At 70.6% G+C, this 15,886-nt stretch carries 16 protein-coding genes; 12 read left to right on the top strand and 4 right to left on the bottom strand.

Going from position 1 to position 15,886, the window contains the following annotated elements:
- Positions 1-56: 56 nt before the first annotated feature.
- Both F8A92_RS13790 and F8A92_RS13785 read left to right on the top strand, forming a co-directional pair.
- Positions 57-581: a peptidylprolyl isomerase gene (locus F8A92_RS13790; protein WP_153505749.1), complete on the top strand. Its 525-nt coding sequence runs from the start codon at positions 57-59 to the stop codon at positions 579-581.
- A gap of 1 nt (position 582) precedes the next feature.
- Entirely contained in the window at positions 583-1,374 is a 792-nt protein-coding gene (locus tag F8A92_RS13785; protein ID WP_153505748.1) for a rhomboid family intramembrane serine protease, read from the top strand.
- A gap of 21 nt (positions 1,375-1,395) precedes the next feature.
- Here F8A92_RS13785 and F8A92_RS13780 read toward each other — a convergent pair whose 3' ends face one another.
- Positions 1,396-2,559, bottom strand: a complete 1,164-nt coding sequence (locus F8A92_RS13780) for a MalY/PatB family protein (protein WP_153505747.1) — start codon at positions 2,557-2,559, stop codon at positions 1,396-1,398.
- Positions 2,560-2,672: 113 nt separating this feature from the next.
- Here F8A92_RS13780 and F8A92_RS13775 point away from each other — a divergent pair, with 113 nt between their 5' ends.
- The 4 genes from F8A92_RS13775 (at position 2,673) to F8A92_RS13760 (ending at position 6,350) form a co-directional block, all read left to right on the top strand.
- Entirely contained in the window at positions 2,673-3,377 is a 705-nt protein-coding gene (locus tag F8A92_RS13775) for a rhomboid family intramembrane serine protease (RefSeq protein ID WP_153505746.1), read from the top strand.
- An 86-nt stretch (positions 3,378-3,463) separates the two neighbouring features.
- On the top strand, positions 3,464-4,612 hold the full coding sequence (locus F8A92_RS13770) for a thiolase family protein (RefSeq protein ID WP_153505745.1): 1,149 nt from the start codon (positions 3,464-3,466) through the stop codon (positions 4,610-4,612).
- Positions 4,613-4,717: 105 nt separating this feature from the next.
- Entirely contained in the window at positions 4,718-5,479 is a 762-nt protein-coding gene (locus F8A92_RS13765) for a 3-hydroxyacyl-CoA dehydrogenase (protein WP_153505744.1), read from the top strand.
- 82 nt (positions 5,480-5,561) lie between these two features.
- A complete protein-coding gene (locus F8A92_RS13760) occupies positions 5,562-6,350 on the top strand; it encodes an enoyl-CoA hydratase (protein WP_153505743.1) in 789 nt (262 codons plus the stop codon).
- A 315-nt stretch (positions 6,351-6,665) separates the two neighbouring features.
- Here F8A92_RS13760 and F8A92_RS13755 read toward each other — a convergent pair whose 3' ends face one another.
- Complete coding sequence (locus tag F8A92_RS13755; RefSeq protein ID WP_153505742.1) at positions 6,666-6,935, bottom strand: cell division protein CrgA; 270 nt, start codon at positions 6,933-6,935, stop codon at positions 6,666-6,668.
- Between the two features lie 65 nt (positions 6,936-7,000).
- Between F8A92_RS13755 and F8A92_RS13750 the strand changes: the two genes are divergently transcribed.
- From F8A92_RS13750 to F8A92_RS13730, 6 genes are all read left to right on the top strand, one after another.
- A complete protein-coding gene (locus tag F8A92_RS13750; protein WP_153505741.1) occupies positions 7,001-7,840 on the top strand; it encodes a DUF881 domain-containing protein in 840 nt (279 codons plus the stop codon).
- A 183-nt stretch (positions 7,841-8,023) separates the two neighbouring features.
- Positions 8,024-8,359 (top strand): NHLP leader peptide family RiPP precursor, encoded by a 336-nt coding sequence (locus F8A92_RS13745; RefSeq protein WP_194291493.1) that lies wholly within the window; start codon positions 8,024-8,026, stop codon positions 8,357-8,359.
- A complete protein-coding gene (locus F8A92_RS13740) occupies positions 8,293-11,403 on the top strand; it encodes a type 2 lanthipeptide synthetase LanM family protein (RefSeq protein WP_153505739.1) in 3,111 nt (1,036 codons plus the stop codon). The genes F8A92_RS13745 and F8A92_RS13740 overlap by 67 nt, the downstream gene beginning before the upstream one ends.
- Positions 11,404-11,540: 137 nt before the next feature.
- Positions 11,541-12,329 carry a class E sortase gene (locus F8A92_RS13735; RefSeq protein ID WP_153505738.1) on the top strand — a complete coding sequence of 263 codons (789 nt, stop codon included), beginning with the start codon at positions 11,541-11,543 and terminating at the stop codon, positions 12,327-12,329.
- Entirely contained in the window at positions 12,329-12,484 is a 156-nt protein-coding gene (locus tag F8A92_RS18620) for a hypothetical protein (RefSeq protein WP_194291492.1), read from the top strand. The genes F8A92_RS13735 and F8A92_RS18620 overlap by 1 nt, the downstream gene beginning before the upstream one ends.
- 190 nt (positions 12,485-12,674) lie before the next feature.
- Positions 12,675-13,355 (top strand): anthranilate synthase component II, encoded by a 681-nt coding sequence (locus F8A92_RS13730; RefSeq protein WP_153505737.1) that lies wholly within the window; start codon positions 12,675-12,677, stop codon positions 13,353-13,355.
- A 57-nt stretch (positions 13,356-13,412) separates the two neighbouring features.
- Here F8A92_RS13730 and pknB read toward each other — a convergent pair whose 3' ends face one another.
- Positions 13,413-15,344, bottom strand: coding sequence for a Stk1 family PASTA domain-containing Ser/Thr kinase (gene pknB, locus F8A92_RS13725; protein ID WP_153505736.1), 1,932 nt, complete (start codon positions 15,342-15,344; stop codon positions 13,413-13,415).
- Complete coding sequence (locus F8A92_RS19225; RefSeq protein ID WP_267130048.1) at positions 15,341-15,472, bottom strand: hypothetical protein; 132 nt, start codon at positions 15,470-15,472, stop codon at positions 15,341-15,343. Before F8A92_RS19225 ends, pknB begins: the two co-directional genes overlap by 4 nt.
- Positions 15,473-15,886: the final 414 nt, after the last annotated feature.

Raw genomic sequence — 15,886 nt, 5'->3', positions numbered from 1 at the left:
CCGTCGTGCCTGAGGGCCGACGGCGTTCGCCCGCATCCCCGATGAGAAAGGCGACCATGACCTTCGCAACGCTGCACACCAACAAGGGCGATATCCGCATCGAGCTGTTCGACAACCACGCGCCGAAGACCGTGAAGAACTTCGTCGAGCTCGCCGAGGGCAGCCGCGAGTGGACCCACCCGGCTACCGGCAAGAGCTCCACCGACCCGCTGTACGACGGCGTCATCTTCCACCGGATCATCTCCGGGTTCATGATCCAGGGCGGCGATCCGCTCGGACAGGGCTTCGGCGGACCGGGCTACACGTTCGACGACGAGATCCACCCCGAGCTGCAGTTCACCAAGAAGTACCTGCTGGCGATGGCCAACGCGGGCAAGCGGGGCGGCAAGGGCACCAACGGGTCGCAGTTCTTCATCACGACCACCACCCCGGAGTGGCTGAACGGCAAGCACACCATCTTCGGCGAGGTCGCCGACGAGGCCTCCAAGAAGGTCGTCGACGAGATCGAGTCGGTGCCGACCGACCGCAACGACAAGCCGCTGGACGACGTGGTCATCAACTCGGTGACGATCGAGAAGTAGCTTGACGCATCCGCCGTACGCCGGAGCGCCCGTCCCCCAGGAGGGACACGGCGCCCCGGCGTTCTGCTATCGCCATCCCGACCGCCGTACCGGCCTGGCCTGCGTGCGCTGCGAGCGCCCGATCTGCCCGGACTGCGCGCACCCCGCGTCCGTCGGGTTCCAGTGCCCGCAGTGCGTGGCCGACGGCCAGGCGTCCATCCGCCGGCCGTCGACGGTCCGCGCCGCGCTCGCCCGCTCGCGGGTCCGCCCGGTGGCCACCTACGGGCTGATCGCCCTCAACGTGCTGATGTATCTGGTGACCGCCGTCCAGGCCGGCAGCGTCAACAGCAACCAGTACTCGCCGCTGTTCCGCGACTTCGCCATGTACGGCCCGCTGGTGCAGTACGGCGAGCTGTGGCGCCCGCTGACCTCGACCTTCCTGCACTTCGGGCTCACGCACCTCGCGGTCAACATGTTCTCGCTGTTCATCATCGGTCGCGACATCGAGCAGGTGCTCGGCCGGTGGAAGTACGTCGCCGTCTACCTGCTCGCCGGTCTCGGCGGCTCGCTCGCGTGCCTGCTGGTCACGCCCAACGCGGTGGTCGCCGGCGCCTCGGGATCGGTGTTCGGGCTGCTCGGCGCGGCCGCGGTGATCCTGCTGCGCAACCGGCAGAGCCTGAGCCAGCTGGTCGGGATCCTGGTGATCAACCTCGGTATCTCGCTGCTGCCGGGCATCTCGCTCGCGGCGCACGCCGGCGGCCTGGTCACCGGCGCGCTGGTCACCTTCCTGCTGGTCCGCCGGCGGCGCTCCTAGCCGGCAGCACCGCCTGCATTCCTAGCCTGCGGCCGCCAGGGCGCCGATCCGCTCCATCGCCTCGGTCAGCACCTGCGGCGAGCAGGCGAAGTTGATCCGGGTGCAGCCGCGGCCCGTCGCCCCGAACGACGGGCCCGGGTTGACCGCGACCCGCGCCTCCTTCAGGATCCGGCGCGACGGAGTGTCGCCCCAGCCGTAGGCGGTCAGGTCGAGCCAGCCGAGGTAGGTCGCCTCGGGCGGCAGGTAGCGGGCCGCAGGGAGATGCTCGGCGACCAGCTGCGAGAGCAGCTCGCGATTCGCCGACAGCTCGCGGACCGCCTGGTCGCGCCACTCGCGCCCCGCGCTCCAGGCGACGATCGTGGCCAGCATCCCGAAGTGCCCGACCGACTCGAAGGTGTACTCGTGGATCCGCCGCATCCGGGCCTGCGCGGTCTGTGAACCGGCGACGATCTGCGCGCACTTCAGCCCCGCGAGGTTCCAGCCCTTGCTGGCCGCGAGCACGCTCACGCCCACCTCGCGGGCGGTGTCGCTGACGGTGAGGAAGGGCACGAACTGGGCGCCCTCCAGCGCCAGCGGCGCGTGGATCTCGTCGGCCACGACGAGCACGCCGTACTCCGCGGCCAGCTCGGCCAGCGCGCTCAGCTCGGCGGCGCGCCACCCCCGGCCGACCGGGTTGGCCGGGTTGCACAGCAGGTAGGCCGCCGCGCCGTCCGCGAACGCCGCGCGCAGGCCGTCCAGGTCGAGCGTCCACTCCTCCTCGCCGCGCAGCAGCGGGACGTCGATCAGCTCGCCGCGCATCTTCGCGGTCCAGATGTAGAACGGTGGGTAGACCGGTGAGCTCACCACCACGCGGTCGCCCGGCTCGAGGTTGTTGCGCAGCAGCTCGGTGACCCCGACGCCGACGTCCGGCACCGGGCGCACCCGCGCGGGGTCGATCTGCCACGACCAGCGGTCGGCGGCGTACCCCGCCAGCGCGTCCGGCAGCTGACGGTCCAGCATCGGGTAGCCGGTGTCGCCCAGCCGCACCGCCTCGGCCAGCCGCTCGGCGATCGGCGGCGCCAGCGCGCAGTCCATCTCGGCGACCCACAGCGGCAGCACGTCGGCGTCGTACTGCTGGTACTTGCAGCTCGTGCGCTCCCGGATCGCGGCGGCGTCGAGGTGGAAGATGGGACCGGTCGTCGTCATGCCGCCATGCTCTCACCCCGACACACCCCGGCCCGTGCGGCACCGGGACTGCCCGGTCGCGGGCTCGCACGGTTAGGATTAGGCAAACACTAGGTTATAAGCGGGTCTTACTGATGACGTCCACCGAGCACCAGGTCGTGCGCAACGAGACCCGAGCAGTGCTCCGCAAGCCGTGGATCCTGTCGGCGACCATCGCGACCGTCGTCACGATCATCTACCTGTGGAACGCGCTGTCGGGCGCCTCGAAGGTCGACGACCTGACCCCCGCGCCCGGGCTGCGAGCGTTGGCGCTGGTGCCCGAGCGCGTGGTGCACGGCGAGGTCTACCGGATGTTCACGGCCAACCTGCTGTACTCCAGCGTCTGGTCGCTCATCGCCTCGGTCATCACCCTGCTCGTCGTGGGGACCGCGGTCGAGTCGCGGTGGGGGGTGCGTCGCTACCTCGCCTCGGCGGTCATCGCGTGCCTCGGCGCGACCGTCCCGGTGCTGCTGTTCGAGCCGACCGTGTCGCGGTGGGCCACCGGCAACGGCGCCGTGATGGCGCTGATCGGCGCGGCCCTCGTGGTGGCCACCCGCGCCGGCTACAACCGGCTGGCGATCAGCCTCGTCGCGGTGCTGGACGTCGTCGTCTACGTGTGGTTCACCCCCGAGTCGACGATCTGGGCGCCGCTCGGCGGCGTCGCGACCGGCGCGATCATCGCGATCCTGCTGATCGCCGCGCCCGACGACCGGCGCCGTGACCGGGTCCAGGCGATCCTGCTCGGATCCTTCTTCGTGCTGCTGTGCGCCATCGTCGCCCTCCACGTGATCTCCCGCTAGCCGGCCTCATCCGAGGCCGCACTAGTGAACTTGACATCCGCGTCATATAGTCGGAATTGATCCCCTTCGTTCTAGGAGCCAATTTCATGCGCGATGCCGTCATCTGTGAAGCTGTACGCACCCCGGTCGGAAAGCGCGGTGGCGCGCTGTCCGGCGTCCACGCGGCCGACCTCTCCGCCGTCGTCCTCAAGGCGCTTGCCGAGCGTTCCGGTCTCGACCCGGCCCAGATCGACGACGTCATCTGGGGCTGCGTCTCCCAGGTCGGCGAGCAGACCGCCGACATCGGCCGCAACGCCGTGCTCACCGCCGGCTGGCCCGAGTCGATCCCCGGCGTGACCATCGACCGCCAGTGCGGCTCGTCGCAGCAGGCGCTCGCGTTCGCGGCCGCCGGCGTGATCGCCGGTCACTACGACGTCGCGGTCGCCGGTGGCGTCGAGATGATGTCGCGCGTCCCGATGGGCTCGACCGCCGTCAAGGAGTTCGGCACGCCGTACTCGCAGGACTACCTCGACCGCTACAACGGCGTCCGGCCCAACCAGGGCATCGGTGCCGAGATGATCGCCGATCAGTGGGGCCTGTCGCGCACCCAGCTGGACGAGTTCTCGCTGCGCTCGCACGAGAAGGCCGCCAAGGCGCAGGACGAGGGCCTGTTCGACTCGCAGATCATCCCGATCCAGACCGAGTCCGGCGTCGTGACCAAGGACGAGGGCATCCGCCGCGGCTCGACCGTCGAGAAGCTCGCGCAGCTGCCCACCCCGTTCAAGGAGGACGGCGTGATCAGCGCGGGCAACGCCTCGCAGATCTCCGACGGCTCGGCCGCCATGCTGGTCACCACCAGCGAGAAGGCCAAGGAGCTCGGGCTCAAGCCGCTGGTCCGCGTGCACACCACCGTGCTGGCGGGCACCGACCCCATCATCATGCTGACCGCGCCGATCCCCGCCACCGAGAAGGCGCTGAAGCGCTCGGGCCTGTCCATCGGTGACATCGGCGCGTTCGAGGTCAACGAGGCGTTCGCCTCCGTCCCGATGGCGTGGCTGAAGGACACCGGTGCCGACGAGTCGCGGCTGAACCCCAACGGCGGCGCGATCGCGCTGGGCCACCCGCTCGGCGGGTCCGGCGCGCGCCTGATGAGCACGCTGATCCACCACATGGTGGAGAAGAAGGTCCAGTACGGCCTGCAGACGATGTGCGAGGGCGGCGGCCAGGCCAACGCCACCATCCTCGAGCTGCTCTAGCCCCGTACGCCCCGTTCTGCGGTGGAGTAGGCCACGCTCTCGCATGATGAGCGTGCGCTCATCCACCGCAGAACGCTGTATATCCCCCTCTAGCAAGGAGAAAGTATGGACATCAGCGGCAAGGTAGCCGTCGTCACCGGTGGCGCATCGGGCCTCGGACTCGCCACCACCGAGAAGCTCGTCGAGCTCGGCGCGAAGGTCGTCATCATCGACGTCCAGGACGACAAGGGCGCCGAGGCGGTCTCGCGGCTCGGCGACGCCGTCCGGTTCGTCAAGACCGACGTCACCAGCGAGGACGACGTCAAGAAGGCGCTCGACGTCGCCGACGAGCTCGGTGAGCTGCGCGTGGCGATCAACTGCGCCGGCATCGGTGGCTCGAAGCGCACCGTCGGCAAGGAGGGCGCCTACCCGCTCGCGCACTTCAAGAAGGTCGTCGAGGTCAACCTGATCGGCACGTTCAACGTGATCCGGCTGGCCGCCGAGCGGATGCTCAAGCACGACGCGGTCGACGGCGAGCGCGGCGTGGTCATCAACACCGCCTCCGTCGCGGCCTTCGAGGGCCAGATCGGCCAGGCGGCGTACTCGGCGTCCAAGGGCGGCATCGTCGGCATGACGCTGCCGATCGCGCGCGACCTGAGCTCGATGATGATCCGCGTGTGCACCATCGCGCCGGGCCTGTTCATGACGCCGCTGCTGATGGGTGCGCCGGCCGAGCTGCTCGACTCGCTGGGCAAGCAGGTTCCGCACCCGCGTCGCCTCGGCGACCCGAGCGAGTACGCCAAGCTGGCCGCGTCGATCATCGACAACCCGATGCTCAACGGCGAGACGATCCGCCTCGACGGCGCGATCCGGATGGCCCCCAAGTAAGACCTCTCGCGGTGGGTTCTGCCCCGCTATCGCCCCGATAGCGGGGCAGAACCCACCGCATCCGACGAAGAAGGACGGCACGATGACCGAAGCAGTGACCCGTGAGCTCAAGGACGGCGTCCTGACCCTCACCCTGAACAAGCCCGACAAGCTCAACGCCCTCGATGCCCCGATGGCCAAGGCGCTGTACGAGGAGATCAAGGCCGCCGACAACGACGCCGGCGTCCGCGTCATCGTGCTGACCGGTGCCGGCCGCGGCTTCTGCGCCGGCGCCGACCTGGTGCGCGATCGCAAGGACGAGGGCGGTACCGAGCTGGGCGACACCGACAGCCTGCTCAGCTGGGCGAACCAGACCGTCACGACGATCTCGACCCTCAGCAAGCCGGTCATCGCGGCGGTCAACGGCGTAGCCGCCGGCGTGGGCGTGTCCTACGCGCTGTGCGCGGACATCGTCGTCGCCAAGGAGTCCGCGTCGTTCCTGCTGGCCTTCAGCCGGATCGGCCTGATGCCCGACGGCGGCGCGACCCTCTGGGTCTCCGCCGCGGTGGGCCGCGCTCGCGCGCTCGAGATGGCGCTGATGGCCGACAAGATCCCGGCCGCCGACGCCAAGGAGTGGGGCCTGATCACCCGCGTCGCCGCCGACGCCGAGTTCGACGCCGAGGTCGCGAAGCTCGCCTCGCAGCTGGCTGCCGGACCGACCCGCGCCTACGCGAAGACCAAGGCGGCGATCAACGCCGCGTCGGTCGGCCTGCTCGCCGAGTCCCTCCAGCGCGAGGTCACCGGCCAGAGCGAGCTGCTCAAGAGCAAGGACAACGCCGAGGGCGTGCGCGCCTTCCAGGAGAAGCGGCCGGCCCGCTTCACCGGGGAGTAGCCCGCGATCCCGCCGCGGCGGGAACGCTCTCGCAACACCAGGACGGTGGGCCGACCCGCGATCGCTCGCGGACCGGCCCACCGTTCGTGTGTCCGCAGAAGGCCCGGGTCTGCTTCGCCGGGCGGAGCGCGCGCGCCATGCCCGCTGCTCGTCGTACCGCGTGCGCAATGTCGGCGCACGCGGGGAAACCGCCCGAGTTACACGCATGTAGTTATCCCCACTGTGGATAACTGTTGTGGACAACTGCGGCGCCGGCGGAAGCAGAACGGCCCGCCGTCCACGCAGGACGGCGGGCCGAGGAAGCTGTGGCGGGGGCTAGTTCCAGCGCATCGCCATGAGCAGGCCGACGACGATGGCCGCGAAACCGACGGCGTAGTTCCACGCCCCGAGGGTCACCATGAACGGGATGCGGTCGCCGCGGATGTAGAACACCAGCATGTAGATCAGGCCGGCAAGCATCATCAGCACCATCACCGGCGCCCACCACGCGGGGCTGGGCTCTCGAACGGCGGTGCGGCTGCTCACGATCGGGCTGTCCGCGGGCGGCGTGTAGACCGACTTCTTGCGGACCTTTGACTTGGGCACGGAAAGTTCTCCTCGTCGGGACGGCTACCCCCAGACTACCCGTCCCAGCAGGGCACAATGGAGCGATGCCCGCACCAGCCCGCCAGTCCGCGACGCGCGATCGCGTCTCCGGGCCCCGGTCACGCGTGTCCCTGCTGCGGGCGGCCCTGCTGCGGCGCGCGCGGCGGCTCCTCGGTCGCAGCGGGACGCCGGGGTGGACGGTCGCCGTCCCGGTGATCGCCCTCGTGGCGGGACTGATGTTCGCGGTCAGCTCGCGAACCGCCAACGGTAGCGACCTGCGCAGCGCGAGCGCCGAGGTCAAGCAGGTGATCCACGACCGGGCTCGCGAGAACCAGCAGCTCGAGCAGCAGCGCGGTGTGCTCGCGGCGCAGGTCAAGACGCTCAGCGACAACCTCGCGGAGCACGACGCGAGCACCGACGCCCTCGCTGCGCAGACCGCTCAGGCGGAGGCCGCCGCCGGGCTCACCGAGGTGCACGGTCCCGCCGTCCGCGTGACGCTCACCGACGCGCCGCTGGGGCCGGACGGCGAGCTGCCCCCGGGGGCGCGCCCGGACGACGTGGTCATCCACCAGAGCGACGTCCAAGGCGTCGTGAACGCGATGTGGGCGGCCGGTGCCGAGGCGGTCATGATCCAGGACAAGCGCCTGATCATGACCAGCGCCGTCCGCTGCGTCGGCAACACGCTGCTGCTCGGCGGCCGCGTCTACTCGCCGCCGTTCGTGATCGTCGGGCTGGGTGATCAGGACGCGATCGAGCAGGCGCTGAAGAAGGCGCCCGGCGTCCAGCTGTTCCTCGACGCCGTGCAGGCCTTCGGTCTGGGGTACGACGTCGAGCGGCGGGCGGACGTCACGTTCCCGGCGTACACCGGCGGCCTCGGTGTGTCGCACGCGAAGGCGACCGGTTGATCCCCGCCCGTTACCCGCGACCCGACGGAGGTCGGTTGGCGGGCCCGGGGCCCTTCCGAAACGTCGGGCGGGTGCCGCGTTAGGGCTGCTCACGGCCGGTTTTTCTTCGCCTAAGACCTCTGGACACGGAGTCGATATCGGAGCACGATGACCGGTACGAATCGAGTCCGCACGGGAGGCACCATGAAGCACGAGGAAAGCGGCGGCCAGGCGGAGATCAACTCCCGGGTGCTACGGGACGACGGGTTCCGCGCGGAGCTGTTGTCGAACCCGGTTGAGACCCTGAAACGGGAGTACGGCATCGGCGTGCCGGATGGGGTTCGCGTCGAGGTGCACGAGGAGACGGACGACGTCATCCACCTCGTGGTGCCGGGACGGATTCCCTCTCGCCGCATCCCGGACGAGGTCCTCGATGACATCGTGACGTCGATGATGCGTGCGGACCGGACCGGATGCTGCACCTGTGGCGCATCGACGTCGCAGACGTTCAGCTCGATCCAGAACGGCTGCGGCTGCTGAAGGCTTCCGTCATCGAGGCAGCGCTTGCCTCGCTCGTCGCGGCGGCCAGCTCGCTGTCTGATCGCGCGACGTGGCTTCGCGCGACCGACGGCACCGAACCCGAAGCGGCGGACGAGCGTCTCGACGCCTGGAAGGCAGCCGTCGGTCGCGGCAGCACGGCGGCGTTCGAGAGCCGGTTGGCGGCGGACGGCCTGAGCGCGGACGACGCTCGCACCGTCCTCACCGTCTTGCGGCCCGCAGACCTGCCACTGCCGTCCTGGGCGGACACCCTCCGCGCCGTGCTCACCGCGGGTTACCCGGACGGCGAGGTTAGCCGCGAGCGTGAGACGCCGGCGGCGTTCGAAGAGCTCCTCACGCCTTTTCTCGCCGTCGCGCGCCGGAGGCTTGAGGAGCGCACCGGCGCACGCCTCTCCGTGTCGTGGGCGCCCCCGGCCGTCGCGGACCTCGAGCGCCTGCTGCTGCTTCGCCTGTCGGGAGTCGCAGGGCGAGTTTTCTACTCCGAGTTCAGCGGGTTCCGCGCGGCCCGCACCAGCCCTTGGCAGCGGCTGGTCGCCGCCGATGAGCGGGCTCCCGGAACGGCGATATATGACGACTTCGTCGCCTCTGTCCGCGACGGTGGCCTGCTGCAAATCCTCGGTCACTACCCCGTTCTCGCCCGGCTGATGGCAAGGCTCGTGGAGCTCTGGGTGGACGCGACCGCGGAGCTGGTGACGCGCCTGCACAACGATCTCGAGGATCTCCACGCAGTGTTCGGGACCGGCACACCTCTCGGTCGGGTGGCGCATGCGGAGACCGGATTGTCCGACCCGCATCGCGGCGGCCGGATGGTGTCGGTACTGCACTTCGAGTGTGGCCGCGCCGTGGTCTACAAGCCGAAGGACATCGGGACGGAGGCGTCGTTCTTCGCTGTGATTCGGTGGCTGAGCGAGCGAGGCCTCAGCCCGGACCTTCGCACGGTGACGACCATGGTGCGCGATGGGTACGGCTGGGTCGAGCACGTCTCGCGCGATCCGTGCGCAGACGCGGCGGCGCTCTCGCGCTACTACAGGCGAGCCGGGATGCTGGCGTGCCTGGTGTATGCACTCGCCGGGGCGGACTGCCACCGCGAGAACATCGTGGCCAGCGGTGAACAACCGGTGCTCGTGGACGCCGAGTGCCTGCTGCAGCACCGGGTGCAGATGGCGACGACCGCCGGGAACGTCCACGAGATCGCTCTCGAAGCGCTCTCTAGCGGCGTGCTCGGGACGGGTCTCCTGCCCAACTGGCAGGTCGACGACGGGTCGGAGACCAACCTCGCCCGCGACATCAGCGCGCTCCACACGCCGGAGGCCGACGAGCTCATCGAGCGCGCCCCCCGCTGGGAGAACGTCAACACCGACGCGATGGCAATCCGGACAGGGGCGGTGCAGCTCCAGCTGCCCAACAGCGTGCCAAGGCTGCCCGACGGGCGGACAGCGCGGCTCGAGAACCACACCCACGACCTTCTCGAAGGGTTCGAGCACTGCTATCGCTTCCTGCTCGAGCACCGGGGGGATCTGGTCGCGCCCGAGGGACCGATGGCCGAGCGCGAGGCGATGGAGAACCTCGACATCCCCTACTTCGCCGCGTCGGCGGCGGCGACGACGTTGACCCTCGAAGACGGGACGACTGTCGAGGGGTGCCTTCGGGAACCGTCAGCCGATCTCGTGACCGCCCGCTTGGCGGGACTCGACGAGAGCGACCTTCACCGGCAACTGGCCTTCATCGCCGGGTCGCTGCATGCCGATGCGGCGCGGCACGAGACGCCCGGACCGTCCGCGGTCGCCGCCGCGCCTTTCGCGCAGCAGGCCGATTCAGCCCCGGAGGCCCTGGTCGACGCGGCGTTGGCCGTGGCCGAAGAGATCTCCCGGCATGCGGTCCGCGGTCCGGGTGTGCCGGCCACCGCCACCTGGATCGCGCCACAGTACTTGCCGAGACTGGAGCGCTACCAGCTGCAGCCCGTGGCCTACGACCTGCACAGCGGCGGTTGCGGGCCCGCGCTGTTCCTTTCCACGTTCGGCGCGGTCACCGGTGATGACCGCTTCCGGGACACGGCGCTGGCTGCGCTGCAACCTGTCCGCGACGCACTCGCCCGGTCGGCGGTTGACTTCGCGAACGCGGTGGGTACGGGCGGCGCGACTGGCCTGGGCTCGGTGATCTACGCATTCACCAGGAGCGCGACGCTGCTGGGCTGCCGCGACCTCCTCGAGGATGCGACGCGAGCGGCCGGTCTCCTGAACGCGGAGCGCGTCTCGACCGCCCCGCTCGACGTGTTCGCCGGTATCGCCGGAGAGCTGCTCGCGCTGCTCTCCCTGTACGCGGAAACAGGTGACCCGTCCGTGCTCTCGCGCGCCGAGCTGTGCGGCCGGCGACTGGTCGAGACCGCCCGCCGTGGGCCGTCGGAAGGTGTTGCCTGGGCGACGCTGGGTGGCCGGATGCTCACCGGCTTCTCGCACGGGGCCGCCGGCATCGCTTACGCTCTGGCCCGGCTCTTCGAGGTTACCGAGCAGCCGGTCTACCGTTCCTTGGCACTCGGTGCGGTCCGTTACGAGAGCACGCTCTTCGATCTCGAGGCCGCCAACTGGAGAGATCTTCGCGAGGACATCCAGCCGTCCTACAAGGCGAACTGGTGCCACGGTGCCCCGGGCATCGGGCTCGCCCGGCTTGGCACCCTGAAGGCTCTCGGGGCGGAGCTTTCCAACGAGGACCTCGTGGCGGCGGTCCGGACGACGATGCGGCTCGACCTCGACGGACCCGACCACCTGTGCTGTGGGAATCTCGGGCGAGCCGAGCTGTTGCTGACCGCGGGGCAGTACCTGGGGGAACGCAGCCTGGTCGATGAGGCGACGCGCCGCGCCGTGGCCGTAGTCCAGCGGGCGTCGGCCACGGGCTCGTTCGCCTTGCACTCGTCGCTGCCCCAGCGGGTGCACATGCCGGGCTTCTTCATGGGACTCTCGGGTATCGGTTACGCCCTGCTGCGGACGGCCGCTCCCGAAGTGGTTCCATCGGCGCTGATGTGGCGCTGACCCTGCGGGGGAACGAGGAACGTTCGGGCCGCTCACAGCGAGTTTTCCTCGGATGTGGTTGGCTGGCGCAATCCCGCCGCGCCGGCGCGCGAGGCGGGGCTATCGCCAAACCGATCCTCGAGGGAGCGCTGCAGCGGATGCGCGGGCACGACGACGACGCGACGCGGCCCCCGAACGACACGGCATGCCGCACGGCGATGCGCGGCATCGGCCAGACGCTGATCACCCTCGGCGTGGTGGTGCTGCTGTTCATCGTCTATCAGGCGTTCATCACCGACATCTTCACCGCCCGCACGCAGGACCAGCTCAGCCAGCAGCTGCACGACCGGTGGTCGTCGCAGGACCCCACCGTCGGCACCCCCACGCAGGACACCACCTACTCCGACGTCCCGATCGGTGACGCGCTCGCCGTGCTGCGTATCCCGGCGTTCGGGCCGGACTACGCGCAGGTGGTGGTACAGGGCACCACGGCCTCCGCACTCGAGAAGGGACCGGGCCACTACGTCGACACGGCCGGGCCGGGCGAGGTGGGCAACTTCGCGGTGGCCGGGCACCGGGTCGGCAAGGGCTCGCCGTTCCTCAACGTCGACAAGCTGGTCCCCGGCGATGCGATCGTGGTGGAGACGCAGACCAGCTGGTACGTCTACCGGGTGATCGGGGACAAGGCCAGCGGCGACTTCCGCGATCCGGCGTACGGGGCGATCACGGGCCGAACGGTCACCACGCCCTCGGACTACCAGGCGATCGCGCCGGTGCCCGGCGACTCCGCCGCCGCCCCCGTGCTCCGGCTGCTGACCCTCACCACCTGCCACCCGAAGTTCTCGGCCGCGCAGCGGATGATCATCCACGCGCACCTCGACGGCGAGCCGTTGACCAAGGCCCAGTACCCGTCGGCCGCCGACGTCCCGGCGCTGAAGGAGGGCTGATGTACGCGTGGATCTGGCGACGGCTGCCCGGCGGCACGGCGGCCAAGGTCGCGCAGGCGGCGCTGCTGGTCCTGGCGGTCGTCGCGCTGCTGTTCTTCGTCGTCTTCCCGTGGATCGAGCCGCACCTGCCGTACAACGACGTCACGGTCAGGTAGCCCCGGCGCCGGCCGCCCGGAAACGTCGCGCTTCCGGCCCGGATCGGCCGTTCCGGTGGACAGCGCGTCTGCGGCGCGTCGTTTTCCGAGGTGGCGCCGGGTACGCCGGTGGCAGCCGCCGCGCTCGCCGGCCCCGCGGCTATCGTGAAGGGGTCGCGCCACCGCGGCGCCGGCGCACGAGGGAGTCCACATGAGCACGAAGGTGCTGGTCGTCGACAACTACGACAGCTTCGTCTTCAACCTCGTGCAGTACGTCGCGCAGCTCGGCGCCGACCCGGTGGTGGTCCGCAACGACGCCGTGTCGCCGGACGCCGCGGGCGCCCGGGCGCTCGTCGACGAGCACCGGCCCGACGGCATCCTGGTGAGCCCCGGCCCCGGTACGCCCGGCGAGGCCGGCGTCTCGAACGCGGTCGTCCGGCTCGCCGCCGAGGAGCGGATCCCGCTGTTCGGCGTGTGCCTGGGTCACCAGTGCATCGGTGAGGTGTTCGGCGGGGACGTCGTCCACGCGCCCGAGCTGCTGCACGGCAAGACCTCGCTGGTGAACCACTACGACGCCGGCGTCCTGCGCGGGATGCCGCGGCCGTTCACGGCGACGCGCTACCACTCGCTGGTGGTCGATGCAGCCACCTTCCCGGCCGAGCTCGAGGCCACCGGGCACACCGACTCCGGTCTGATCATGGCGCTGCGGCACCGCGAGCTGCCGATCGACGGGGTGCAGTTCCACCCCGAGTCGGTGCTCACCCAGCAGGGCTACCGGATCGTCGCCAACTGGCTCGACTCCATCGGCTGCGCCGCGGCGCTCGAGCGGTGCGGCGATCTCGACGCGATGCTGGACAGTGTCCGCGCCGAGGCCCACTTCTCGCTGGTCTAGCGCCGATCTCGTTACCACCAACCCGCTTTGCGGGTTCCCGGTAACGAGATCGGGCGGCTATCCGCCGGGCGGGGTGGACGTCGAGGCGGGCGGCGGGCTGGTCGTGGTCGGAGGTGCGGGCGACGAGGTGGTCGTGGCCGGGGGCGCCTTGGCGATCACGAGCTGGATCGTCGCGCCGGCCGGCTGCTTCCCGCTCGCCGGGTTCTGGCTGATCACGGTGCCGGGCGTCTTGCCGGCCGCCTCCTGCTCGGTCGACTGCGGCGTGAAGCCGGCCTGCTTCAGGAGCTGCTCGGCCTCCGCCCTCGTCTTGCCGACCACGGACGGAACCGCGACCTGACCGCTGCTGACGGCGAGCGTGACGACGTTCTCGGTCGACTGCTTGCCGCTGTTGGGGTCCTGGCCGACGACCATCCCCGCCGGCTCGTTGCTGTCCTGCTCGGTGACCTGGACGTTGCTGAAACCGGCCTGCTGGAGCACCTGCAGCGCGTCGTCCTTGGTCTTCCCGATGACCGAGGGCACCTGGACCTGCCCGCTGCTGATGAACACCGTGACCGTGCTCATCTCCGGCGCGGACTCGCCGGCCTTCGGGCTCGAGCTGATCGCCGTCCCGGCCGACTGTGCGTTGTCCTGCTCGACGGGACTGAACTTCAGCCCGGCCGCCTCGATCAGCGCCTTCGCCTCGTCCTGCGGCTTGCCGGTCACGTCCGGGACGGTGATCTGCGCCGGTCCCGCCCCGACCGACAGGTTCACCTTCGAGCCCTTGTCGGCGCTCGCCTGCGCCGAGGGGTCCTGGCCGACGACCTTGTCGGTCTGCTCGACCGAGCTGGTCACCTTGGTGACCTCGCCGACCTTGAGCCCGGACTTCTGGAGAGTGGCGGTCGCGTCGTCGAGGCTCTGGTTGACGACCGACGGCACGGTGACCTGCGCGGGCGCGTCCTTGCCGAACATCGACGGGACGACGAAGAACGCCGCGACGACGACGGCGGCCAGCAGCGCGGCCAGCCACGCCCACGTGCGGCCGGAGATCCCGCCGCCGCGACGGCGGTCGTCCTGCTCCTCGCCGTACGCCGCGACGTCCGGCAGGGCCGCCGCCGGCAGCGCGGGAACGATCGTCGTGGCCTCTTCCTCTGTGAGCACCGGCGCGGCCTGGACCTTCTCGCCCATGATCGCCCGGTCGAGATCGTCCTGCATGGCGGCGGCGCTCTGGTAGCGGTTGGCCGGGTTCTTCGACAGCGCCTTCATCACGATCGAGTCGAGGTCGCGCGGGACGGTCGGGTTCAGCGAGCTCGGCAGCTTCGGCACCTCGCGGACGTGCTGGTAGGCCACCGCGACCGGCGAGTCGCCGGTGAACGGCGGCGTCCCGGTGAGCAGCTCGTACAGCACGCAGCCCGCGGCGTACACGTCCGACCGGGCGTCGACGCTCTCGCCGCGTGCCTGCTCGGGCGAGAGGTACTGCGCGGTGCCGACGACCGCGGCCGTGGCGGTCATGGTGGCAGCCGTGTCCGAGACGGCGCGGGCGATGCCGAAGTCCATCACCTTCACGCGGCCGGCCGGCGTGATCATCACGTTGCCGGGCTTGACGTCGCGGTGCACGATGCCGTTGCGGTGCGAGAAGTCGAGCGCGCCGCAGATCTCGGCGGTGATCCGCATGGCCTGGGGCGCCTCGAGGGTGCCCTCGGTCCGGAGCAGCTCGCGCAGCGTCTGGCCCTCGACGAACTCCATGACGATGTACGGCGTAGGTGGGTCGGTCGTCGGGTCGGTGCCGGTGTCGTACACCGAGACGATCGCCGGGTGGTTCAGCGAGGCCGCGGACTGCGCCTCGCGCCGGAAGCGGGCCTGGAAGGTGTGGTCGCGGGCCAGGTCGGAGCGCAGGATCTTGATCGCCACGTCGCGGTCGAGCCGGGTGTCGCGCGCCAGCAGGACCTCCGCCATGCCGCCGTACCCGAGCAGCCGGCCCACCTCGTAACGGTTCCCGAGGATGCGGGTCATCGGAGGTCCTCCTGCTGGACGTCGACGGCCGAGACGGTGGTTCCGGCGGACTGGGGTGGATCGGGATCGCGGCTGCTCAGCACCAGCACCGTGGTGATGATGATCGCCAGGATCGCCAGGGCGAGCACGATCCAGGGCCACGGACGGCGGGTGGTCCGCGGGCGTGGCCGCTCGGGCGGACCTCCGGCCGGCGGCGCCGCGACCAGCGGCGTACCCAGGGTATCCGAGGACGTGGGTGGCGAACCGGCGACGACCGGGCGGGCGCCCGTCTGCTGGCTGGGCGCGCCGGCGCCGTACGGCCCGGTGGGCGGAGCCGACGGGGCCGGTCCCGCGGTGCGTGCGCTGCCCGGCTGCGGCGGGACGCCGGTCGGGGGCGCGGCGGGGCCGGCCTGTCCGGGGTTCGGCGGGTGGCCGACGCCGGGCGGCTGTCCGGGTCCCGCCGTCGGCCGGACGAACGGGTGCTGTCCGGTTAATACAGCTCGTATGCCGTCTGCTGCTTGAAAAGGGGGGGGGGGGGGGGGGGGGGGGGGGGGGGGGGGGGG

Source organism: Cumulibacter manganitolerans (genome assembly GCF_009602465.1).
Classification (GTDB): domain Bacteria; phylum Actinomycetota; class Actinomycetes; order Mycobacteriales; family Antricoccaceae; genus Cumulibacter; species Cumulibacter manganitolerans.
Note: the sequence above shows the minus strand (reverse complement) of the source record. Positions and strands in the feature narration are given on the sequence as shown.